This window comes from Streptomyces sp. NBC_00038 (assembly GCF_026343635.1).
Classification (GTDB): Bacteria; Actinomycetota; Actinomycetes; order Streptomycetales; family Streptomycetaceae; genus Streptomyces.
Genome location: NZ_JAPELQ010000001.1, coordinates 8,129,936 through 8,152,276 on the forward strand (window position 1 = coordinate 8,129,936; position 22,341 = coordinate 8,152,276).

The following is a 22,341-nucleotide window of genomic DNA, read 5'->3' on the forward strand; positions in this document are numbered from 1 at the left end:
CAGGTCCCCCTAGGTGGCGGTGATGACGGCCGCCTCGACACCGAGAGGCACGTACTCGGCGAGGTGGTCGACGAGGTTGCTCAGGCGCTGGGGCTGGTAGAGGTCGTGGAAGGCGCCCATCTCGGCACCGTCCTGGGCTCCGGCGGCGATGAGCGGATCGCAGGTGGAGTGGAGTTGGCAGTAGCCGGGGTGGCCGTACCGGGTGCTGGTGAAGCGGGGCCGCGGCGCGTGGGACGCCGGGTCGGGCAGACAGCGGTAGCGGGGCGGCCCGGGATGGCTGACGGGGGCGTAGGAGTAGCGAAGGCAGCCGGTGTCGCGGCGCCGGGTGTGCAGGCAGCCGGTGATGACGCAGCCCTCGCCGAGGGTGAGGACATGGGCCCGTACGTCGCCGATGACGGTGCAGCGCAGCAGGGTGAGCGCCGCGTGGGCGAAGCGGTCCTGGGGGCCGGTCAGGGCGGGCAGTTCGCGGTCCGTGGCGTCGACGACCGAGTCGAGGATCTCGATGTCGAGCGGGTTGCCCGCCACCTCGTCCTGGTCGACAACGATCGTGCCGATGACGGACCGCTCGACCCTCAACCGGGCGGTGGTGCGGCGGAGTTCGACGGACGGCTCGGCGCCCCACCGGGGGCGGCAGTCGGAGTCCAGCTCCCAGCCGGGCACCAGGGTGCAGTGGCGGACGACGACCTCGCCGATCTGCCCCACGACATCCACGCTGCGGCCGGTGACGACGAGCCCGTCGAGGACCAGGCGCGGCCGCTGGGCGGCCGGCGGCGGACAGTCGCGGACCGTTCCGGGCGGTGGCTTCTTCGCGGTGGCGCGGACCGTGAGCGCGTCGAAGCGGTTGGCCTTCTGGTTGAGCAGCCGGATGACGGGCCGCTGCCGGGGTGCGGCACGCAGTTCGAGACGGTCGTCGGGGTCGAGGTCGATGCGCAGGGCCTCGGTGTAGTCGGCGGAGTCGCGGATCTCGATCAGCGCGTCGTGCAGGGAGGGGTCCGCGGCCTTGTCAGTACGCCACTGCCGCAGCGCCGCCGTGAGGGAACCGAGCCCGTCCGCGCCACCGACCGGGTACAGCCTCCGCTCGCCCACCGGTGTCACCGGGCGCGGATAGGCACCGCCGCCGGTTGCGTCACTGAAGCCGTAGTGCCAGCTCACCCAGACGCCGTCCTCGGGCGCCTCGTCGGGCGGGAAGGCGATCCGGCCGAGGACGGGGTCGACGACGACCTGGCCCGGCTGCGGCCGGTAGCGCCAGTCGGTGAGGTCGGCGACGACGACCTGGTCCGCCGGTACGGGGTTGTCGGGAGCGTCCCGCCAGATCCGTAGACTCTTGCCGGGCCCGTAGTACTCCGTGACGGCATCGGCGAACTCCTCCCGCCCCAGCGGATGCGGTACGTCGCCGGGACCGGCCGGCCGGGCGATCGCGGCGCCCTCGGGCGCGGGGGCGAACAACTGGGTGTCGATACCGAGGACGTTGACGAGATAGCGGCTGTAGCGCTGGTCGATGCAGAACGCCGGCGCCCGTGTCACCGGGAAGGCGCGCAGCCGCCACACGAACAGCGCCAGGTTCGGGATGCCGTGCAGTCCGCGGGTCGCCGTGCTGTCCGGGCGCCGTACGTCGACGAGGTGCGGGGTGTCGTCGAAGGGGCCGCCGAGCCGGGCGCAGGCGAGGGTGTCACGGACGTCGAGCGTGGCGGGACGGTCCGGGCGCGGGTGCCGGGTGTGCTGGTCCCGTACGAGGTGCCGGTACAGCTCGACCGCCCGGGCCGGCCAGCCGGAGCTGTCCAGGGCGACGGCTTCGAGCGCGGCGGTGGTGCCCTTGCGCCGCCGGTTGGCGAGTGCGTCCGCGACATCGCGGCGCGGGGAGATCGCGGCGCTCGCCCCGGCGGAACTGCCGGGCGGCGGACGGCGGGTGCCGACGAGGGCGCCGATGTACGGCACCACCCAGTCCTCGCAGGTCTCGATGAACCAGTTCGCGTACCAGGTGTCGAGGTCGTCCTCGATCACCCGGACCTGGTCCTCGACCACCCGCAGCAGGGCCCGCAGCGGATGGCCGCTCTCCTCGTCGCGGACACGATGGATGGCGGGGAGCAGACCGTAGAGGCGGTCGGCGGGCGGTGAAGGGCTCATCGGGCCACCTCCAGGTTCAGCACGGTGAAGCGGGCGAGACCGGGCGCGGCGACGACGAGGTCCGCGGGGTGGATCAGGGTGTCCTCGGCGCGGGCGGAGCGGGCCAGGACGCGCGGCGCGGTGCCGGTGACGGTGTCCGCGGCGGCGACCGTGTCCCCCTGGGTCGCGCCGAAGCGCCGTACGTCGACGAACACGACCCCGGGCACGCCCTGGAGCGCGGCGACGGCCTCGGCGAGGTGGGCGCTCTGCCCCAAAGCCCGCGCCTCGAAGCCGAAGGCCCGCTCGAAAGCGGCCCGCACCCGCGGCTCGAGGAGCGCGGCGGACCGGTCCGGATCGATGCCGACGCGGGCCTCGATGACGAGGTTCCAGCGGGCCCGGGGCCCCGCGACGGCCGGCACACCCGGGTCCCCGAACCGGCGGAACGCCTTGACCAGGGAGCGAAGGACGTCCGAGTCGGGGTCGACCGGGGCGTCGTCGACCCCGGCCACGGTGACATGGACCAGCTCACGGCCGCCCGCGGCCAGCCGGTCGGCGGTCGCCTTGCCGATTCCGGCGCGCGCGAGGGTGAAGTCGGCGTAGTCGCGCAGGCCGACCAGGCGGTCCATGGCCAGGGTGGGCAGTGGGGCCCGCCCGCGCAGGGCGGCGTCGGTGTCGGCGTCCGTGCCACCGGAGGTGCGCAGCGGGTTGGTGACGGAGCTGATGCCGACGGGCTTGGTCCCCAACTGGCTGAGCTGCCCGGCCCGCAGATTGCCCGCGCGGCCGAGGCCGACCCGGTAGCGCGCGGCGACGTTCGCGGTACCGGTGGGCAGCCGAGCGCCGCGCCTGCCGTCCCCGAAGGCGACGGTGGCGGTTCCGGTGTCGTCCGGGCGGAGCTCGTGGACCTGCGCGGTGGGACCGGCCCGGGCGATCTCGTCGGTCTCGTGCCAGGCCAACTCGCCGACGCGGACAGTGAGTTCGGCCTGCGCGCCGTCCGTGTCGGGAGCGGCGGTGTACGTCAGCGGGTGCTGGCCGAGAGTGAAGCGCTGGTTCGGGAGGGAGGCGTCGCCGCTGCCGAGGGCCGCCTCCTCCTTCGTCTCGCCGTGGGTGGCGCGTACGGCGTTGCCCCACACGGTGACGGTGTCGCGGCGGAAGGGCGGGAGGAGCGGGGCGGCCAGGTCGAGCACGGTGTACGGGGCCGCGCCCGGGCGGTTGATGTCGGTGACCGTACGGGCGGCGAGGACGTGGACGACCTTGCCGGAGGGTTCGGTGGCGCCGACGGGGACGCCCGCGACGACGACGGCACGGGACGGGGGCAGCCCCTCCACCACACGGTCGAGGTCGAGGGATGTGCCCTGGACGGGGTCGGTGACGGGCTCGTCGGCGAGAGTGAGCGGTTCGGGCTGGGTGTGGACGGTGTAGCCGCGATGCAGTCCCAGGCCGACCCCGTTGTCCGCATGTGCCCATTCGAACCAGGCGCTTTCCAGGGTGAGTTGGGTGGCCTTGGCGGAGATCCCGTAGTGGGCGAGGCCACGGGTCCCGACACCCGCGACGAGGAACGGTGTGCTTTCCCCGGAGGGCGAGTCGACGACGATCCAACTGCCGGGCAGGATCCGCGGGTTGTCGCCGTCGAGCGGCAGTAGCCTGGCCCGCTTGCCGTCGGCCTCTGCCAGGTCGTACAGCTCGGCCACCAGGGGCCATTCCTCGAACTCCGGTACCGAGCCGGCCGCGCCCGCCTTCCGCTTGAGGGGCGAGGTGGCGCCGAAGGGCGCGGCCCTGCCCCGCAGCACGTCGAGCCGTACGAAGGCCTTGGCCTTCAGGTTCGTGGCGCTGCGCTCGCACTTCACGCGCAGCTTGGGCGACACCTGGCGCAGGCTGACGGCGGTGGTCTGCAGCACGGGGTCGGCGTGCACGGACTCCACGACCCTGACCTCGGGCGCCGCGGGCTCGTCGAAGTGGAACAACAGGCGGTCGCCCGCGGCGAGTCCGGTGCTCACCCCGTCGAGATGGATGACCGGCAGGTACGCCGCGCACGGCCGGGTCAGCAGCATCGGCCGACGGGTACGCGGCCGCAGCTCGCCCCACGAAGGCCGGGCCGTCAGCTCCTCGGCCGTCTCGAACACCACCGGCTGCTCTCCCGGGCCGGGCACGCTCTGCACCTTCGAGCCGGCCGGGACGGTCACCGCGACGTCCGCCGGGTCCGGGTCCAGGGTGTAGGCGAGCCAGGCGTTCGCCGCCAGACCCGGTCGCGGCCGGTAGCCGACGAGGCGGCCCAGCTCGGCCAGGGAGCGCCGCTCGGTGGCGGTGCCGAGATAGCCCTCGTCGGCGATGCGCTCCTGGTAGAAGGTCAGTACGTCGCCGACGCAGGCCCACGCGTCAAGGAGCGCGAGCGCCGGGTCGTCCGGGGCGCGGGTGGTGAGCTTCGCGAGCTCCGGGTGCGCGGAGTCCGCGAGGGCCCCCGTCATCGCCGCGAGGAAGGCGGCGTGGGTGCCTACGCGGACGTGCAGGGCCGCCGCGCCGGGCGCGTTTGCCGTCGGCAGCGGGGTCTCCGCCTGCGTGGCACAACAGCAAGTGCCGTCACCAGTACCGCACATGGGCGTTCACCGTCCTCCCACCAGCTCGATCCGCAGCACTCCGGCCCCCGGCCGCGAAGGGTCCGCGCCGCCCGACGGGATCTCCAGCGGGCCGAACGCCAGCACCCCGTCGGGCGGTACGCCGGGGGTGACCGCCTCGGCGCGGCCCAGGCGGACCACGGTGGCCGAGACGACGCCCGGCACGGCCATCGCCTCGGCGACCAGGCGCCCGGTGTACAGGTCGCTGCCGAAGGTGAGCCGGTCGGGGTGGAACAGCCCCGCCCGGCCGTTGCCGAGCCGGGCGCGCAGCTCCCGCCCGGCCGCGGCGCGGCGCGCGTCCGCCGTGAGGCACACCCGCAGTCCGACGTCGACCGGGACCGGCCGGGGCGGGTCCACGCGCAGGTCGTGGCCGATGCGCCGGACGTGCTCGAGGCGGTTGCGTACGGCTTCGAGCAGCGCGGGTGGCGGATCCGGCCGGCCGAGCGGATCGACCGCGACCTCGGCCTCGTACCAACTGCCGTTCCAGGCAAGGTCGGTGGCCGCACGTTGGACGCCGGGCAGCTCACCGGCGAGGGAGCTGTAGTCGTCGGCGGTGACGGCCCGCTCCAGGCGGTGCAGATACTGCGTCGGGCCGAACAGCCGGGCGTCCGCGACGGGTTCGGGTGCGGTGCCGCCCACCGCGGGGAGCGGATTGCGTACGAGGGTGACGCGGGCGTCGATGGGTTCGGTGACGATCACGTGGACCACCGTGTCGGCCCCGACGTTCCCCGCGGGCCCGTTGCCGACTCGCGGCTCAGCCACGAACTCCTGCCCGGCCGTCACGGCCCGGCCGAGCCGCCCTTCGCCGAACCGAAGCCGGGTACCGCCGTCGTCGTCGGCCTCGGCGACGACATGCGGATCGTCGGGGCCGCTGTCGAGCAGGTCGGCCCGTACGGTCCAGGGCTCACCCTCGGAGGTGAGTGCCAACTGGGGGAGGGCGGCCCGGGGGTCCTGGACCAGCGCGGCCGACGCGGGCCCGGCGGTGCGCGGGTCGGCCGGACCGAGACCGGCGGTCAGACCGCTGCCCCAGCCCGCGGCGATCTCCGCGGCCGTCCCGGCGTCGAGCGGGGTGCCGCCCCGGGCGCGGGCGGCGAGGCGGGCCAGACGTGCGGTGCGGCGGGCCAGCAGGGCGGCCGAGCGGGAGCGCAGCAGGACCAGCGCGGCCCGCCGTTCCCCGGCGTCGTGGGCCTCCGCAAGACCGGACTCGGCCACGGCCCGGTCCCCCCACAGGGTGCGGGCCAGTGCGAGATCGTCGTCGGTGAGCGGCTGCCCCGACACGACCCGGTGCCACACCTCCTCGACGGCCTCGGCCGCACGCGGGGGAATCGCATCGAGCAACCTCGCCTGGGCGGCGGCCACTTGGGCGGGATCGGGGTAGGGCGCCCGCCGGGTGAGTGGGCCTGCGTCCAGGAGTGGCGACCAGCGCACGGGCCCCTCGTCCCGGCGCGGGCGGCCGAGTCCGTCGCAGCGTACGGGCGTCGCGGCGGGGGAGGGCGCGGTGAGCCGGACCGGTGCGGTCGCACCGCGGCCGTGGTCGGCCAACGCGATGTTGCCGCGGGCGACGCTGATGTCCCCGATCAGGCAGCACTGCTCGCCGCCGACGGTCGCCAGACACAGCGGGAAGCCGAGCGCGTCCTCCTCGGCCCAGGTGACCCGCACCAGCGGCTGCTCGTGGACGGGGTCCTCGGTCTCCTCGACGGCGGTGATCCGCACCGCCTGCCGGTGCCGCGGGTCGGCGTCGCCGGGCACTCCGGTGGCAGGTCCCCGCACCTCCTCCAGGACGAGCACGTCTCCGGGCCCGAGGTCCAGCAGACGCCCCACGTGGCCCTGCGCGTCGGGTGCGGTCACGGCGTCGACGAGGGTCGCGGTCGTCGCCCCGGCGGGCAGGCGGCACTCCTGGCCGTCCCAGGTCCACAGCCCGATCCCGTTGTGCGCGGGGTGCAGGGCCAAGTCGGCGGTGATCAGGGGCTCGTACGTCTCGAAGCCGCCGTCGGGCCGCCCGCGCAGGTCCGCCGCGGCGAGCAGCGGGCGGTCGGTGAACCCGGGGACGGCGGTGGCGAACCGGTAGGTACCGGCCCGCAGTACCGCGGGCTCCTGGACCTGGAGGTGCACCCAGGTACGGGCGTTGCACCCGTCGTGCATGCGGTAGTCGACCAGCCGCAGATGACGGCGGACCGAGGTACGCAGCCGGGCGGTGTTCAGATAGGCCTCGGTGGCGACCGTGTCCTGCCGGTAGGAGAGCAGGTCGCCGACGTGGGCGAGGAGTTCGACGAGGGTGACCCCGAGGTCCGGGACCTGCCGGTCGGTCCAGTCCGGTGCGGTCAGCGCGAGCCGGTCGAGGATCAGCCGGCGGAAGCTCGCGTAGTCCTTGGCCAGGTAGTCGAGGGCGGGCGCGGCCCCGGCGGGTGCCGTGCGGCCGTCGGAGGGGGCGCGGTCGAACTTGTCCCCGCGGTCGAACTCCTCCCCGCAGCCGGTCTCTTCGCCGCAGTCGATCTCCTCCCCGCAGTCGGCGGTGAAGGTGAAGGCGGCGCTGCTGTGCCGGGGGTCGAAGCCGGCGAGCGGGGCTCCCGGCCGGTCCGGGTCGACGAGCGCGAGCGTGTACGGCGAGCGGTCGCCGAGGCGGTCGAGGGTCACGAGGAGCGCGTCGCGCCGGGTGGCGGAGGACGAGCCTTCCACCCGTACGGCCAGCGCCCGCACGGCGCGGCCGGGCCCCTCGATCCGTACCGCGGCGGGACCGGGCACGGGGTGCGGCGCCTTGCCGAGCAGCAGGACACGCAGGGTCCGGGTGGTCCGGTCGGCGTTCACGGCGACGACGGCGCCGAGTCCGCGGTCCCGGGTCCGGTCCGCGCGCTCGCCGGGAAGGAGGTCGGCTGGGTCGGTCACGGCCGGGTCCTCCGTTCCGATTCGGCGGTGGCGGGTTCGTCGGTGGGCAGCAGGACGTGCAGGGTCCGGTCCGCACGTGTCCCGGCCAGGAGGTCGAGCGGGTCGGTCATGGCCCGGTCCCCCGTTCCAGCACCGCCGTGCCGGGCTCGCCCGTGGGGAGCAGGGCGTAGTCGACGGTGATCCTGAGCGTCGCCTCCTCCGCCAGGACCTCGACCCTCTCGACCTGGATCACGTCGGACAGCCAGCGTTGAAGGGCGGCCTGCAGGGAGTACTCGACGGCTCCGGCCAGTTCCTGGCTGCCCGGGGCGAACGCCAGTTGCAGGACGCCGGAGCCGAAGTCCGGCCGGTTCACCCGCTCGCCGGGGACGGTGAACAGCAACTGCTCGATCATGTCGCGGACGTGGTCCGCGTCGGTCGTGGTGGCCGACCGGCCCCGCGCGTCGACGTGGAACGGGAAGCCGAGATGGGTGCTCATGTGCCCACCACCCGCTGCTGGATCGCGGACACGACGGGAGTGCCCTGCGGTGCCTGCGCGGCGGACAGGCAGGTGCCCGTGCCCGGTCCGGCGGGCTGGAGGACGACCGGACGGCCGTGGACGAGGATCCGCGTCGAGGCGGCCGGGGAGAAGTCGAGCTTCACGCACGGGGTCGGCGGCGAGGACCCCGACAGCGCGCAGGAGGGCGCGACGGCATTGACGTCGGACGTCGTCACGAGGGGCGCACCACCGGCCAGCACTTGCTGCTGACCGGGCGTCAGGACGGCCTGGCCCTGGTGCGTGCAGGCCACGGTCGCGGCCGTGGTGAGGACGAATCCCGGCATGGCAGGCCTCCTCACGCCGTCTTGACGACGAGCGCGCCGTTGTTGATGTCGACGAGGCCGACGAGCTTGATGTTCGCCGCCGTGATCGTCACGCCCGCGCTGTCCACGGTGATCGACGCGGACGGCGACTGCACCAGCACCCCGCCGCCCTTCATCGGGGCGACAGGCGTGTCACTGACGGCGACCTTGCTCTTGCCGGCGCTCTCGACAAGGAAGACCGGGGAGCCGGGCGTGAGGGTGTTCACCGTCGACGGGGTCTCGGCGCGGCTGCCCCAGAAGAAGCCGGTCCAGATCGGATGGTCCGGGTCACCGCCCTCGAACTCCACCCACACACCCGCCTGTTGGGACGGCACCACGAACATGCCCGCCTGCAGCCCGGCGAGCGGCACGCACGGCATCGCCCAGCTGGTCGGGAACACCCCGAGCACATCCGGCACGCTCACCAGCAGCCGGCCCATGCCCAGCGGGTCCACGTTCTGGACGACGGAGCCCCGGTACTTGCCGTAGAAGCGCCGCACGCCGGGCGGTTCCGCGTCCTCGCGCTGCGCCGGGCTGAAGAAGCCCGGCGACTCCACGTAGCCGATGTCGTCCATGCTGGTCATGACTGCTCCGTAAGTTGCTGGGTGGCCGGGCTCACAGCGGCAGGAAGGCGTTGCGGGTCAGGGCGAACTGCTGGGTGTAGGCGCCGCGTTGGATGGAGTGGGTGACGCTCTTGACGTAGTAGGTGCCGTCGTGCGCCTCGCCCGCGCCGTGCACCGGTACGGGGCGCCGGGAGCGCAGCGGCTGCCCGTAGCGCAGCACGTCGAGGCTGCCCTGACCGGAGATCACCTCGAAGCTGTCCGCGGCACGGGCCAGCGCCACGCCCGCCGCCTGCGCCGGACTGAGCTTCGCCAGGCCGTGGATCGGGGAGATCTTGAGCGGGAGCGGCTTGCGGCGGCCCATGGGCGGGCTGAGCGGGGTGACGTCCGGGACCGGTACGGGGACGGGGAACTTGGTGTCGGGGTCCTGGACCAGCACGACGTACTGCGTGGCGGAGAAGCCGTCGAAGGAGAAGGACAGACTCTCGACATTGGTGGCCGCATCGCAGTTCACCAGCAGCGGATCCTGCGGGAGGCCCAGCTTGTTCGGCGGTTCCCAATGGGCGATGTTGACGCCCGGGAGGGGGCCGGGAGCCACGAAGAACTGGTAACCGGCCTGCGCGGCAAGCTGCTTGACGTAGGCGAGGTCGGTGCCTTGGTGGCTCGGCACCTCCTTCAGCGGATTGGGCGGCACCATGAACACGCTGGGCACGATCGCCGGAACCAGCCCGTACATCGGGTACTTGGAGCAGATCACCGCGACGCGCCCCTCGGGCGGCAGACACGGGTACTTGACGCCGCTGAAGTCGACGATGTCCATCATCCGCGAGACGTCCTCACCGGTGAGGGTGAGCCTGGCCTGTCCGGGCTCGGCGGACGGGGCGATCTCGTGGCGGGTGACCACACCGTCCATCAGCACGGTCGTACGGCCGCGGACGGTGAGCACGATCTGGGTTCGGGCGGGCGGGTCCAGCGCACCCCGGGGGAGCAGCTCCCGGAACAGCAAGGACCGCTTTCCGGTGGCGAACGACAACTGGAATCCGCCGGGCCTGCCGACGCCCTCGGTGACCTGGACGGACAGCAGCGCGTCCGCCACCTCGCGAGGCACCGGCTCCGCTAGCACCGCCCCGAGCCGCAGCGACAGCAGGAGTTCAGAAGCCATGGCTGCTCCCGGCGGCGGCGGACAGCGCGATCACCAGGCGGCGGCCGGGCCGCGCCGTCAGCTCGGCCGGGTCCAGCACGGGGTTCGCGTCGGCGATCCGCCAGAAGAGCTCCGGGTCGCCGAGCGCCGCGGCCGCGACGCGGTCCAGGCGGTCGTCCTCGCCCACGACGTGGACCGCGACCGGCGTCAGGGAGGCGGGATCAGGGAGCAGTCTGCGGCGTACGTACGGGACCGGGGCGCCGCCGTCCGGTGGTTCGTACCGGGCGGTCCCGACGTCCTCGTAGCGGCTCGCGGCGGTGAACATCAGCTGCCTCCCGGTGGCGTGCCGAGGCCGGCCGACCCGAGGCGGGCCGAGCGGTGCAGGGCCGCGAGCTGCTCGCGGCGCCGCATGTGCCCGAGGAACAGGGCGCCGCCGCGGTGGCCGAAGCCCAGGTCGTCGACGGTGAGGATGCGCAGGCCGAGGGAGACCTTGGCCCGGATCGGATGGAGGTTGGAGTCGAACGCCTCCTCGGTGACCGTGAACTCGGTGAGCCGGACGGGCACCACCCGGTCCCGGCTCCACACGAACACGGTCAGCGGCGACTCCATCGGCGCGATCTCGAACGCCCCCGACCGGGCGGCGGCGTCCTGGTCGAGGAGGGCCCGCGCGGTCGGGTTCACCAGCAGGTCGAGGGCGGCGAGCACCGGCAGCAGGCCGTGCTCGGCCACGGCGGCGCTGTCCGGACCGAGCGGGTCCTCCAGCGCATTGGTGGCGTCCAGCTCGATCTCCAGCTTGACGGTCTCGTGCGCGGGCCCGCGCAGCCGCAACGCCTCACTCCGCTCCCCGGCCTCGGCCCCGACCCCCTGCGGCTGAAGCGTCCGGGTGACCGTGTCGGGGTTGTACTGCAAGGCGATGACGCGCAGCACGGCGCCGGTGCCGGGATCGAGTAGTACCAGCGCGCCGCGCGGGACGACGGGGGTGCCCGGGGGAAAGGCGGAGGTCACCGTGGTCCACCGCCGTTCGCGCTCGGCGAAGCCCGGTGGGGAGCGGGACCGGAGCCCATGTCGCCCGACAGTGCACGGCCGACCGCCGCGGCGGCGGCGCGGGCGATGCCGTCGAGGCCCGCGCCGTCCGCGGTCACGGACAGACGGCCGGCGGCGGCACGGCCGGGTTCCGTCCCGAACGCGGCCGTGCCGCCGTCGGCAAGGCGGTCCCTCAGGGCCTGCGTCAGCAGCTCCGCGATCCGCGCGGGCGAACGGCCCGCCGCGGTGGCCGAGTCGAGGACCAGCCGGTCGACGACCACCTGGTCGATGCGCAGCACAACACGCGTCACCGCCATGTGCCCTCCCTGCTGATCGCGGGCATCGGCAGGTCCAGCTTGCGGAACTCCGCACGTGCCGCGGTGAGCACCGTCCCGGTGTCGACCGGGCGTCCGGCGGCGGCAGCACGGAACGCGGCGCCCAGGGCGATGGCCTGGATGGCGGCGCCGGTCGCCGGCAGGTCGGCGAAGAGCCCGAAGTCGACGTCCTCCAACGGCACTTGGGAGGGGAAGGCCGCCGCCCACAGGCGCCGCCGCTCGTCCTCACCCGGCACCGGGAACTCCACCACGAACCGCAGCCGGCGCAGGAACGCCGGGTCGAGGGCGGTGCGCAGATTGGTGGCGAGGACGGCCACGCCGCGGTACGCCTCCATGCGCTGCAGCAGATAGCTCACCTCGATGTTGGCGTACCGGTCGTGGCTGTCGCGCACCTCGCTGCGCCGGCCGAACAGCGCGTCGGCCTCGTCGAAGAGCAGCAGGGAGCCACCGCTCTCGGCCGCGTCGAAGACCCGGTGCAGGTTCTTCTCCGTCTCGCCGATGTACTTGCTGACCACGGCGGACAGGTCGATCCGGTAGAGGTCCAGGCCGAGTTCGCCCGCGAGCACCTCGGAGGCGAAGGTCTTGCCGGTGCCACTGGGGCCGGAGAACAGGGCGGTCACACCGTGCCCCCGGTTCATCCGCTCCTCGAAGCCCCAGTCGTCGAAGACGGTGGCGCTGTGCCGTACGTGCTCGGCCATCTCCCGCAGTACGTCCATCTGCGGCCCGGGCAGCACCAGGTCCTCCCACCGGGCACGCGGTACGGAGCGCTGCGCCAGCGACTGGAGGCGGGGCCGGGCGGCGGCACGGCAGGCCGCCCACAGCAGGGCACCGGCGTCCGCGCCGGACAGACCATCCGTGTCCTGGCGGTGGGCGGTGGCGACGCGGTCCAGGGCGGGCAGGCTCAGCCGGAACTGCCCCGCCAGGGCGGCGGGTACGCCGTCCGGGTCGAGTCCGGTGGACGTGGCCCACAGGTCGCGCTGTTCCCTGGGTGACGGCACGGCCACGTCGACCACGGCGGCGGACCGTTCGGTCACCGGCCACACCTCGCCGGCGGCCAGCACGACGGGCCCGCCGGTCCGGGACAGGAAGCGGTGCACCGCGGCGGCGAGAGCCGCGTCGTCCGGTTCGGCGTCGGTGGCGTCCAGCAGGAGCGCGACCGGCAGCAGCAGGCTCTCGCGGTGCCACAGCAGGGCCACCGTGTCCGGGTCCGGTGTGCCGCGCAGCAGCGTCCCGGCCCGCAGCCGGTACACCTCACGGTCGAGCCGGGCGAAGGCCCGGGCGGTCACGAGCGCGCGGCTCTCGGCGTCGGCCCCGGTGAGCTGGACGACGGGGAACCGGCCGTCGGGGGTGTCGGCGAGCACGGCGGCCACCAACGCGTCCTCGGTGCGTCGGACCGAGGCGGGTGAGTCGACCTCGGCGGCGGAGTCGGGCAGCGGTTCGAGGACCCCGGTGAGCCGCTCGTCGAGGTGGTTCAGACCGCGGACGAGGTTCGCGATCCGGTCGTCCGCCCGCAGCGGCGCGGTGATCAGCGGCTGCGGGGACCCGGGCACCGCCTCGGCCAACTTCCAGCGGCGCAGCGCCCGTCCGGGGGAGAGCACGTCCCAGCGGGCGTCGTCGAACAGCCGCAGCGCGAGTGCGAACGTCGGTGCGGTCGCTGCGGGGTCGCCCTGTGCGGCGGCGATTCCTTCGGTGATACCGGGGTCCACGGCCGGGGCGCTCACCAGCAGCAGCACATCGCGTTCGAAGTCGGTCAGACCGAACCGGGACGCCAGCTGGACCAGCGCGGGCGGCGCGGTGTCCGGCGGCTCGGCCGCGTCCCTCCGGTCGGCGGCGAGCCGGTCGATGCCGGGCTCGCCCGCGGCGCTTCCTGTGGCGTTGCCCTGAGCGGGCCGCGACTCGGCGGGCCGGCTCCGGCGCAGCTGACGCCGGCCGTCGGTGGACGGCGCGGGAGCCGCCCCCGGCGCCGAGGCCCCCGTACGGACGCGCCTGGTGGCGGCCAGCGCGTCCAGACGGGCCCGCAGCCAGGCCGAAGACGCCGTCAGATAGCGGTTGTTGGCCTCCTCCCAGTGGAGGTCGGGCGGGGCGCCGAGGCTCACGGGATGGTCACCTCCACGGTCGGTCCGGTCAGGAAGGCGCCCGCGGCGCGGTCGGTGATCTCGCTGTCGACGCCGTCCACCCGCAGGCGTACCCGGGTCTGCCCGGACGGCAGTTCGGCGATGACCGACAAGATCGCGGTGTCCGCGGCGAGTGGATCCAGGGCCAGTTGCCGGGCCCCCACCAGGACGGCGGCCCGCTGCCCGGTGAGCACCGGCTGCGAGGCGGTCACGGTCACCGTCGTCCGGCCCGGGGCGCCGCCTGCGGGCGCGGCCGCGAGTGCGGTGACCGACGGGCTGACACCGAGGGCGAGTTCGTTGGTGCGGGAGGAGCCGTCCGCGGTGGCGGCGAGGTCCACCGCCCACGGCCCGGCGGGCAACGGGAGCGCGGGCAGCGCGAGTTCGACTTCGTTGGCCCCGGCGGCGGGCGCCGGCAGCGGCACGTCGACCGTGCGCGGCACCCGCAGATGCCGCAGCCGCGCGGTCAGCGCGACGGCCGGAAGATTCTCCACCAGCAGCGTGACGGAGTCGCCGGGCAGGGCGCTGACCTGGCCGGGCGCCGCGTAGCGGACCCCGAGCAGGGCGGGTGCGAGCGAGGCCGTGTCGGGGCGGGCCACCGGCGAGCGGTCGTCGGCACCCCGGCGCAGCACGGGCAGCGGAGAGGTACCGGGCCGGGCGCTGTCGATGAGGACGACCGTCACCTGGTACGCCGAGGACATCCGGAACGGCGTCCCGAAGGCGGTCCACATCTTGGCGATGTCGTCCTGACTCAGCGTCTCCTGGGTGATCTTCACGCGCTCGGCCTGGAGGTGCAGATCGCTGGACGGCAGCGAAACGGCCGTGGCCGCGCGGATCTCCTCGCCCGACAGCACCGCACCGTCGTGCAGGGCGAGCATCGCCGCCCCGAACAGCTCGTGGGCCTTGCCCTCGTCGTCGCTGTACGCGGCGAGCAGATAGTGCAGGACCAGCGGCAGCACCGGGCGTGGGGACTCGCCGGGAGGCCAACCGGGCGGATCGGCGTTGCGGAAGGCCGGGTTGAGGTCCGCCCGGTACAGGAAGAGGTTCACATGGTCGCCGCCCACCGCGTCGGGCGCCCGGTTGGGCGGGGCGACGGTGACCTGCGGACCGCCGAGGCGGGCGAAGATCCGGGTGCGCAGGGTGGCCGTCACGGCGGCGATGGCCAGGGAGTTGCTCATCCCAGCTCCCCCTCGGCACGACGGCGCAGATAGCTCTCCAGCGCCTTGGCGTGGTTCGCCCGTACGGCGGCGGGGCGCGGGGCGGAGACCTGCGGCTGGGCGGGCACCTGCGGAGTGCGTACGTCGAGACGGCCGATGGAGACCTCGACCACGACAGCCGGTTCCCCCTCCCGGGCGAGGGAGCGCGGCGCGCCGGTCAGGGCGGGAGGCGGGGTCGAATCCACGCGTAGGAGAGGGCGGTTCGGGGGGACGGAGAGCCGGGCGGCGGGAGCGGTGTCCGGAAAGTGGTGTGGTTCTTCCGGGGCGTACGGGATCTCCGGCGCCGGGGGAGCCGAGCGCGGCCCGGTCTCCGCCGCCGCGGTCACACGGTGCGCCGATTGCTGATGATCCGTCATGTCGCCATGCACCAAAGGCAGGTGAGATGCCGGGGACGGCTTGAGGGACGGGTTCCGCGGCGGACTGGCGGTGTTCGCGGGCGGCTCTTCCGCCAGAGGCGCCAGAGGCTCCAGAGGAGTCGCAGGCGTCGGATGCTCAGGACGCGCACCCGGCATCCGAGGCGCACGCAAGGTCTCGGCCTCCTCGGCGGCGGCTTTGCCATCGGCCGGCTCACCAACAGCCTCGACCACGCCGACGTCCACGGCGCCCCCGACGTCGGGAGCGTGCGGGCCCACCGCCACCATCCCTGGCGACCGGCGCTCGTACAGCGACACCGGGCGCGGCCGCAGTCCGCCGAGCGGTGCCCGGCTGCGGCCGAGGAGGCGTCCCAGGGAACCGTTCACGTGCCCACCAGCCCGAGGTAGCACTGCCGGCGCCACGGGCTCAACGCCAGGGCGTCCGCCTCCGACCAGCCGTACGCGCGAGCCAGCTCGTGCACCTCGATGAGGGTCCGCCGGCCCCAGGCGTCCAGCTCCGCCCAGAGGAATCCGACGACGTCGAAGGGCTCCTCCCAGGCCAGACCGCAGTCGGGGCAGGCCAGGCCGATTCGCAGGTCGATCAGCGGGTCGGCCGCCGCCCAGGCATCGGCGACCGCGTCGGCGGTGGGACCCGGTTGCCCGGCGGCCACGCAGCGGCGTACGAGCGCCTCCTGCGGGGCCGGGGTGCCGGAGTCGAGGACGGCGGCGAGGTCCGCGCTCGTGGGCATGCGCACCCGGAAGTCCCGGCCGTCCTCCCGCACGGTCACCGTCTCACCGGCCGCGCGTCCGGCCTCGTCGATCGCAAGCAACTCCTGCTGGTCGAAGGCGACTTCGACCTCCGTCCCGCAGCCGGGACAGCGGGACACCGCGTCCACCGAGGTGCCGAACAACGCCGCCCGGAGGGCGAACAGCACGCGGTCGCGGCGTCCCACCGGCACGCCCGCGGCGGTCGCCGCCGTGGTCCGCAGCGCGACCGCGTGCAGCGCAAGGCCGCGCCGCAGCGGATCGCTGTCCCAGCCCGCCTCCCAGGCGTCCAGCAGCTCCGGCGCGCTCACCACGCCTACCGCTACCGCAGTCATCCCGGCCCCCGTCCCGATCCCCGGTCGCCCGTCAGAAGTCCGTCTCGGTGGGCTCGGTGACGCTCAAGTCCCGTGCCCAGCCCTCGTTCTGCAGCTTCAGGTGCTGGATGGCGACCGCGTTCGCGTTGGCGTCGAGATCCGGCAGCGACTGGTACTCCGACACCCAGCACCGGAACACCTGATAGGCCAGCACCTTCTGGCCCGCCTCGTTGAACACCTCGATCACCAGGTCCTTGCGGAAGCCCGCGAGCGCGACCTCACGGTCCCGCTGGTCCGGCGCGGCCTGCGCGTTGGCGTAGTTCCACACCTTGTTCGCCCACAGCTCGAACTCCGGGTCGTGGGTGACCCCGCGTTCCAGGGTGATCGGCTCGTACTTGGTGCGCCCGGGCGACTGGCGCGCGCTGGAATGGTCGCCGCCGTCACGGTGCTCCACCACTTCGGTGGTGCGCTTGAGGGCGCTCACCTTGCTGATTCCCGCGACGTACCTGTTGTCCCACTTCACCCGGAACTTGAAGTTCTTGTACGGGTCCAGACGGGCGGTGTTGACCGAGAACTGGGCCATCTCAGCTCCCCTGGGCCGTGGTGTCGGGGCGTTTCTGCTGGATGCGGATCAGGACGAACTCCGCGGGTTTCAGCGGCTGGAAGCCGACGTCGATGTTGACGATGCCGAGGTCGATGTCGCTCTGCGGATTGTTCGTCGCGTCGCAGCGAACGAAGTACGCCTCCTTGGCCGTACGTCCCTGGAAGGCCCCCTGCCTGAAGAGCCGGTCCATGAACGTGCCGACGTTGAGCCGTATCGAAGCCCACAGGGGTTCGTCGTTGGGCTCGAACACCACCCATTTCGTGCCGACGAACAGCGACTCCTCGATGTGGAGCGCCACACGCCGGACCGGGATGTACTTCCAGGGGTCGCCGATGGCGTCGGCGCCGCGGCAGGTGCGCGAGCCCCACAGCACCCGGCCGTGGACCGGGAAGGTCCGCAGGCAGTTCACCCCCAGCTTGTTGAGGTCGCCGTTCTGCGCGTCGGTCAGCCCGAAGGCGAGCGACCGCACGCCCACCAGAGGGCCGTCGTCGATCCCGGCCGGCGCCTTCCAGATGCCGCGCCGACGGTCGGTGCGGGCGATCACTCCGGCGACGGTGCCGGCCGGGCCGACGAGGCGGACCTTGTCCGCCAGCGGGTCCGAGATGTTGATCTGCGGGAAGAACACGGCCGCGTTGCGCCCGGCCACGCCACCCACGGGCAGGCCGGCACGGGCCCCCGACACCGCCAGGGCCGTCGTCGTCCAGGCGAACGGCGGGTCGAGGAGCAGCATCGCCCGTCGCTGCTCGCACAGCAGGGCGGCGGCGTCGATCACGGGCGCCCACTTGTCGTCGCGGTCGTCGCGGTCGTCCGGTGGGTTCGCGGTCTTCGGCAACTGGGCCGGAATGACGAGGAGATTGAAGATGTCGACGTCGCGCAGGGCCTGTATGCCGGTGGGCGGGACGGCCAAGGCGTTGCCCAGCACGTCCCCGGTCGTGAGAACCACATCTGTGCCGCCGGTGAATGCTTCGCCCGCGACGGCGTCCGGCCGCGCGTCGAACACCTTCGTGTCCGGTTCGACGAGCTGCGAGGTGGCGAGCACCGCGTCCAGACGCCGGCCCGGCAGCGCCGGGTCGATGGACACGACGTACGTCTCGACCCTCTCCCCGTCGGTGATCTCCAGCGTGTAGCGCTTCGCGGCGTTCTCATCGTTCGCGGCGTTCGGGTCGTGCGTCACGGTCGCCGTGAGTTCTTCCCCGGCCTTGCCGGGCACCTTCGCCTTCAACTTCACGCCGTCGCCCAGATCGGCCCCCGCGAAGGTGACCTCACCGCCGACGCGGACGACGACCGCCTCGGTGCCGCCGTTGAGGAAGAACTGGAAGACCGCGTAGCTCATGTCGCTCCCGGCCCACAGCCCGCCGAACAGTTCCTCGAAGTCGGCCCAGCTCTCCACCGCCGTGGGCGTCTTCGGCCCCGTCAGGGCCAGCCCCACGAACGCCGTCACCGACGTCTCGACGCCGGTGATCGGCCGGACCGAACTCTCGATCTCCTCGATATAGACACCGGGATAGGAGAATTGCGTCGCCATCGCGTCCTCGGCCTCCCTCACCCGGCGACGTCCGGCCGCCGGAAGCTGCCCCCGCATCGTGCAGCGGCGCAGTCACCCCTCCGTCACTCGCCCGTCACCGCCCTGGCGGACGAGTTCGGTGACGAAGGCGGCCTCGTCCAGGCCCCGGCCGCGCCCTCGGCCACCCGGAAGGTCCGGCGAGTCGCTGATCGGGCCCTCCGGTCCCACCCCACATCCTGACGTGACGCACTCGTGCCGCCCCAGAACCCAGGGAGAACCATGGCTGCCGACGACAGCGATCACCGCGAGGCTCCGGCACCGGCTTCCGCACCGGACTCCGCACCGGCTCCCCCGCAGGCGCGCGCCGCCGGGCTGCTGCGCCGCCCCAAGCTGTGGCTGATGCCCACCGTTCTGACCGGGCTCCTCGCACTGCTGCTGTCCCTGCTCTACATGGGCGGAATCGTCAACCCGAACGGCGCGCTGCACGACCTGCCCATCGGCGTCGTCAACGCGGACCGGGGCGAGCCGCTGCCCGGGCAGCAGGAGAACCTGGGGACGCAGATCACCCGGTCCATCACCTCGGACGCCTCCGGCAACTCCGACACGGTCGACTGGCGCACGCTCACCACCGCCCAGGCACAGGACCAGCTGGCCTCCGGGAAGATCTACGGCGCTCTGGTCGTCCCCGCCGACTTCACCACCTCCGTCGCCGCGCTCACCACCGCGAACGCCGAGGCGCGGCCGGCGATCACCGTACTGACCAACCCCGGTATGGGCAGCTTCGGTTCCTCGCTGGCGAGCAGGATCACCCAACAGGCCGCCCAGCAGGCCTCCTTGGCCATCGGCAAGGAGCTGACGGCGGCCCCCGCCACCGCGAAGGCCGGCTCCACCGAGCGTCTGCTGCTCGCCGACCCGGTCACTGTCACCACCAAGGTGGGCCACCCCATCGGCGAGCACAGCGGCCTCGGCCTGACCGCGTTCTACTACACCCTGCTGCTCGTGCTGGCCGGCTTCATGGGCTCCAACATCATCGGCACCGGCGTCGACAGCGCCCTCGGCTACGCGGACACCGAGATCGGCCCCTGGCACACCCGCCGCCCGACCGTGCCCCTCAGCCGTACCCAGTCGCTGCTGCTGAAGATGGGCATGACCGCCGGGATCACCGTTCTCACCACCACCCTGATCATGGTGGCCACCGTCGCGATCCTCGGCATGGACGCCTCCCACCTGCCACTGCTGTGGATCTACTCCTACTGCGCCAGTCTCGCGGTCGGGCTCGGTGTGCAGGCCATCAACGCCGCGTTCGGCGGGATCGGCCAGCTCGTGTCCATGTTCGTGTTCATCGTCCTGGGCCTGCCGTCCTCCGGAGCCACCATCCCTCTGCAGGCCGTCCCCGGCTTCTACCGCTTCCTCTCCGTCTTCGAGCCCATGCGTCAGCTCAGCGACGGCGTCCGCGCCATCCTCTTCTTCGACGCGCGCGCGGACGCCGGCCTCGGCCGCGCCTGGCTGTGGATCGCGATCGGCACCGCCCTCGCGCTGCTCTTCGGCTTCGCGATGACCCGCTACTACGACCGCAGGGGGCTGCACCGGCTGACCCCGCAGCCCGCCTGAATCGGCGGTCGGCTCCTACGGTTTGCGGGCCACCGCCCCGTACATGGCGATGTCCTCGTCCCGTATCGGCTCGGCGGTGGCCGCACCGGCATCGTCCGGATGCCACTTGTGGACCTGCGCGATGCCGGGCTCGACCAGTTCGAGGCCCTCGAAGAACTCCCCGGCCTCCGCGTGCGTACGCAGCCGCATGGGCATGCCGCGGGCCGCGTACTCGTGCGCGACCCGCCCCACCTCCTCGGGCGCGAACTCGGCGGTGGCGATGGACATCGCCAGATAGCTGCCCGAGGGGAGAGGGTCCAGGAGGCGGCGGACGATGCCGACCGCGTCGTCCTCGTCCAGCACGAAGTGGACGATCGCGATGACCGTCAGGGCGACCGGCCGGCCGAGGTCGAGCGTTTCGCGCAGTTCCGGGGCGTTCAGGATGCTCGCCGGGTCGCGCATGTCCGCTTCGAGGTACGACGTCCTGCCCTCGGGCGCGCCGGCCAGCAGGCCCTGGGAGAGGGTGAGGACGAGGGGGTCGCTGTCGACGTAGACGACCCGGGACTCCGGGGCCACCGACTGGGCGATCTCGTGGAGGTTGGGCGAGGTGGGGATGCCGGTCCCGATGTCGAGGAACTGGCGTATCCCCGCCTCCTGGGCGAGATGGCGCACCGCGCGGTTCATGAAGTCGCGGTTGGCCCGCATGTGGACCGGCAGGGCGGGCCACTCCCGCGCCATCGCGTCGCCCGCCTCCTTGTCGGCGGGGTAGTAGTCCTTCCCTCCGATGATGTAGTCGTAGATCCGTGCGGAGTGCGCGGTCTCGGTGTCGATGCGGCCGGCCGGTCCTGGGTTGTCGGACAACGCCGTTCCTTCCGTCGAGTGGTGACCTACGTCGTCAACTAAGCGCCCGCGTCGCGGAGTTGGAGTCCACGCATCAGGCGTCGCACCTGTCTCCCAGGACACTAGGGCCTGTCCGGCGGATCATGCCGGAGACGCGGGGCGGCCGTGACATCAGCCGCTCCGCGGCGGGCGCCGATCTGCGGCGTTGTCGTCGGTTGCCGACTCCCCCACTCTCGGCTTCGCTCGAGCGGGGGGACCCCCATCGCGTCGTCGCCCTCCTCCGCCTTGCAGCTCGACGCACCAAGCCCCGCTCACCTGCGTCGATGAGGCACCGCCTCTTTCCTCCGACCTGATCCGCCGGACAGGCCCTAGTCATCTCGCGGGCGAGGGAAACCACGGGATGGCGCCCCGCCGCATGGCGGGGGATTCCAGCCGAACGGCGCGTACCCGGGTGGTTCGCCCTCGGGGCACCATGAACGCACTGGTCACACCGCAGTGACCGGAACGCGAGGAGCCGTCATGACTGCCGAGCCGACGACCGCCATTTCACCGGCACACACCGGTCCTGTCCCTCCGCCGCCGCCCTTCGACCCGGAGCTGGCCGCCGCGCTCGAACTGGTCAGGGAGCAGATTCCGATCACCTTCACGCTGGAGCAGATCCCTCTGCTGCGGGAGGGCGCGGGCGCGAACCCCATGCGGCCCTCGGATGAGGACCTGCGGCGCGGCGGCGCCTTCCAGGTCGAGGAGCGGTCGGTGCCGGGGTTCGAGGGGGCGCCGGACGTCTCGCTGCTCATCTGCCGGCCGAGCGGGGTGAGCACACCGCTGCCGGCCGTGTACTACACCCACGGCGGCGGCATGGTCGTCGGCGACAACCGGCTGGGAGTGTCCGAGGCGCTTGACTGGGCCGAGGAGCTGGGGCTCGTGGTGGTGTCGGTGGAGTACCGGCTCGCGCCCGAGAACCCGCACCCGGCGCCGGTCGAGGACTGCTACGCGGGCCTGGTGTGGACGGCGAAGAACGCGGGCGAACTCGGGATCGACGCGGACCGCATCGTCGTCGCCGGAGGCAGCGCCGGAGGCGGGCTCGCCGCTGCCCTCGCCCTGCTGGCCAGGGACCGCGGAGGGCCGGAGCTGATCGGCCAGCTGCTGATGTGCCCGATGCTGGACGACCGCAACGACTCGCTGTCCGGCCACCAGATGGTGGGGCTCGGCGTCTGGGACCGCACCGCCAACGAGATGGGCTGGCGCGCGCTGCTCGGGGAGGCGAGCGGCGGACCCGACGTCTCGCCGTACGCGGCACCGGCCCGGGCCACCGACCTGTCCGGGCTGCCCCCGGCCTTCATCGACGTCGGCTCGGCGGAGACCTTCCGCGACGAGGACGTCGCGTACGCCACCCGCCTGTGGCAGGCGGGCGGTCGCGCCGAGCTCCATGTGTGGCCCGGCGGCTTCCACGGCTTCGAGGGGCTGGCTCCGCAGGTGCCGCTGTCCCAGGAGAGCCGGGCGACCAGGCTCCGCTGGCTGCGCCGGCTCCTCGGCGCCTGACCGGCCGGTTCGC

21 protein-coding genes are annotated in these 22,341 nt (G+C 73.3%); 3 read left to right on the plus strand and 18 right to left on the minus strand.

What is annotated here, in order from left to right:
- Window positions 1–9: 9 nt before the first annotated feature.
- From OG219_RS36660 to OG219_RS36720, 13 genes are all read right to left on the minus strand, one after another.
- Window positions 10–2,124 (minus strand): hypothetical protein, encoded by a 2,115-nt coding sequence (locus OG219_RS36660; protein WP_266833896.1) that lies wholly within the window; start codon window positions 2,122–2,124, stop codon window positions 10–12.
- Entirely contained in the window at window positions 2,121–4,694 is a 2,574-nt protein-coding gene (locus tag OG219_RS36665) for a putative baseplate assembly protein (protein WP_266833898.1), read from the minus strand. The genes OG219_RS36660 and OG219_RS36665 overlap by 4 nt, the downstream gene beginning before the upstream one ends.
- A gap of 6 nt (window positions 4,695–4,700) precedes the next feature.
- Window positions 4,701–7,595, minus strand: coding sequence for a putative baseplate assembly protein (locus OG219_RS36670; protein ID WP_266833900.1), 2,895 nt, complete (start codon window positions 7,593–7,595; stop codon window positions 4,701–4,703).
- A gap of 106 nt (window positions 7,596–7,701) precedes the next feature.
- Window positions 7,702–8,070, minus strand: a complete 369-nt coding sequence (locus tag OG219_RS36675) for a GPW/gp25 family protein (RefSeq protein WP_266833902.1) — start codon at window positions 8,068–8,070, stop codon at window positions 7,702–7,704.
- On the minus strand, window positions 8,067–8,414 hold the full coding sequence (locus tag OG219_RS36680; protein ID WP_266833904.1) for a hypothetical protein: 348 nt from the start codon (window positions 8,412–8,414) through the stop codon (window positions 8,067–8,069). The genes OG219_RS36675 and OG219_RS36680 overlap by 4 nt, the downstream gene beginning before the upstream one ends.
- Before the next feature lie 11 nt (window positions 8,415–8,425).
- Entirely contained in the window at window positions 8,426–9,016 is a 591-nt protein-coding gene (locus tag OG219_RS36685; RefSeq protein ID WP_266833906.1) for a phage baseplate assembly protein V, read from the minus strand.
- A 31-nt stretch (window positions 9,017–9,047) separates the two neighbouring features.
- On the minus strand, window positions 9,048–10,154 hold the full coding sequence (locus tag OG219_RS36690) for a hypothetical protein (protein ID WP_266833908.1): 1,107 nt from the start codon (window positions 10,152–10,154) through the stop codon (window positions 9,048–9,050).
- A complete protein-coding gene (locus OG219_RS36695; protein ID WP_266833910.1) occupies window positions 10,144–10,458 on the minus strand; it encodes a hypothetical protein in 315 nt (104 codons plus the stop codon). The genes OG219_RS36690 and OG219_RS36695 overlap by 11 nt, the downstream gene beginning before the upstream one ends.
- The gene (locus OG219_RS36700) at window positions 10,458–11,138 is read right to left on the minus strand and encodes a hypothetical protein (protein ID WP_266833912.1); all 681 of its coding nucleotides are present in this window, start codon (window positions 11,136–11,138) and stop codon (window positions 10,458–10,460) included. Before OG219_RS36700 ends, OG219_RS36695 begins: the two co-directional genes overlap by 1 nt.
- Window positions 11,135–11,473, minus strand: coding sequence for a hypothetical protein (locus OG219_RS36705; protein WP_266833914.1), 339 nt, complete (start codon window positions 11,471–11,473; stop codon window positions 11,135–11,137). Before OG219_RS36705 ends, OG219_RS36700 begins: the two co-directional genes overlap by 4 nt.
- The gene (locus OG219_RS36710) at window positions 11,464–13,587 is read right to left on the minus strand and encodes an ATP-binding protein (RefSeq protein ID WP_266833916.1); all 2,124 of its coding nucleotides are present in this window, start codon (window positions 13,585–13,587) and stop codon (window positions 11,464–11,466) included. Before OG219_RS36710 ends, OG219_RS36705 begins: the two co-directional genes overlap by 10 nt.
- Window positions 13,584–14,780, minus strand: a complete 1,197-nt coding sequence (locus OG219_RS36715; protein ID WP_266833918.1) for a DUF4255 domain-containing protein — start codon at window positions 14,778–14,780, stop codon at window positions 13,584–13,586. Before OG219_RS36715 ends, OG219_RS36710 begins: the two co-directional genes overlap by 4 nt.
- Window positions 14,777–15,175, minus strand: a complete 399-nt coding sequence (locus OG219_RS36720) for a hypothetical protein (RefSeq protein ID WP_266833920.1) — start codon at window positions 15,173–15,175, stop codon at window positions 14,777–14,779. Before OG219_RS36720 ends, OG219_RS36715 begins: the two co-directional genes overlap by 4 nt.
- Window positions 15,176–15,307: 132 nt before the next feature.
- On the opposite strand from OG219_RS36720, the gene OG219_RS36725 reads away from it, so the two are divergent.
- Entirely contained in the window at window positions 15,308–15,580 is a 273-nt protein-coding gene (locus tag OG219_RS36725) for a hypothetical protein (protein WP_266833922.1), read from the plus strand.
- Here the strand turns inward: OG219_RS36725 and OG219_RS36730 are convergent.
- From OG219_RS36730 to OG219_RS36745, 4 genes are all read right to left on the minus strand, one after another.
- Window positions 15,556–16,272: a hypothetical protein gene (locus OG219_RS36730; protein ID WP_266833924.1), complete on the minus strand. Its 717-nt coding sequence runs from the start codon at window positions 16,270–16,272 to the stop codon at window positions 15,556–15,558. The two genes, OG219_RS36725 and OG219_RS36730, sit on opposite strands and share 25 nt — an antisense overlap.
- 31 nt (window positions 16,273–16,303) lie before the next feature.
- Window positions 16,304–16,834: a phage tail protein gene (locus OG219_RS36735; RefSeq protein WP_266833926.1), complete on the minus strand. Its 531-nt coding sequence runs from the start codon at window positions 16,832–16,834 to the stop codon at window positions 16,304–16,306.
- A gap of 1 nt (window position 16,835) precedes the next feature.
- Complete coding sequence (locus OG219_RS36740; protein WP_266833928.1) at window positions 16,836–18,380, minus strand: phage tail sheath C-terminal domain-containing protein; 1,545 nt, start codon at window positions 18,378–18,380, stop codon at window positions 16,836–16,838.
- Window positions 18,381–18,452: 72 nt separating this feature from the next.
- Complete coding sequence (locus tag OG219_RS36745) at window positions 18,453–18,587, minus strand: hypothetical protein (protein WP_266833930.1); 135 nt, start codon at window positions 18,585–18,587, stop codon at window positions 18,453–18,455.
- Window positions 18,588–18,638: 51 nt separating this feature from the next.
- Between OG219_RS36745 and OG219_RS36750 the strand changes: the two genes are divergently transcribed.
- Window positions 18,639–19,970 (plus strand): YhgE/Pip domain-containing protein, encoded by a 1,332-nt coding sequence (locus OG219_RS36750; RefSeq protein ID WP_266833932.1) that lies wholly within the window; start codon window positions 18,639–18,641, stop codon window positions 19,968–19,970.
- 15 nt (window positions 19,971–19,985) lie between these two features.
- Here OG219_RS36750 and OG219_RS36755 read toward each other — a convergent pair whose 3' ends face one another.
- Window positions 19,986–20,810 carry an SAM-dependent methyltransferase gene (locus OG219_RS36755; RefSeq protein ID WP_266833934.1) on the minus strand — a complete coding sequence of 275 codons (825 nt, stop codon included), beginning with the start codon at window positions 20,808–20,810 and terminating at the stop codon, window positions 19,986–19,988.
- A 498-nt stretch (window positions 20,811–21,308) separates the two neighbouring features.
- On the opposite strand from OG219_RS36755, the gene OG219_RS36760 reads away from it, so the two are divergent.
- Window positions 21,309–22,328: an alpha/beta hydrolase gene (locus OG219_RS36760; RefSeq protein ID WP_266833936.1), complete on the plus strand. Its 1,020-nt coding sequence runs from the start codon at window positions 21,309–21,311 to the stop codon at window positions 22,326–22,328.
- Window positions 22,329–22,341: the final 13 nt, after the last annotated feature.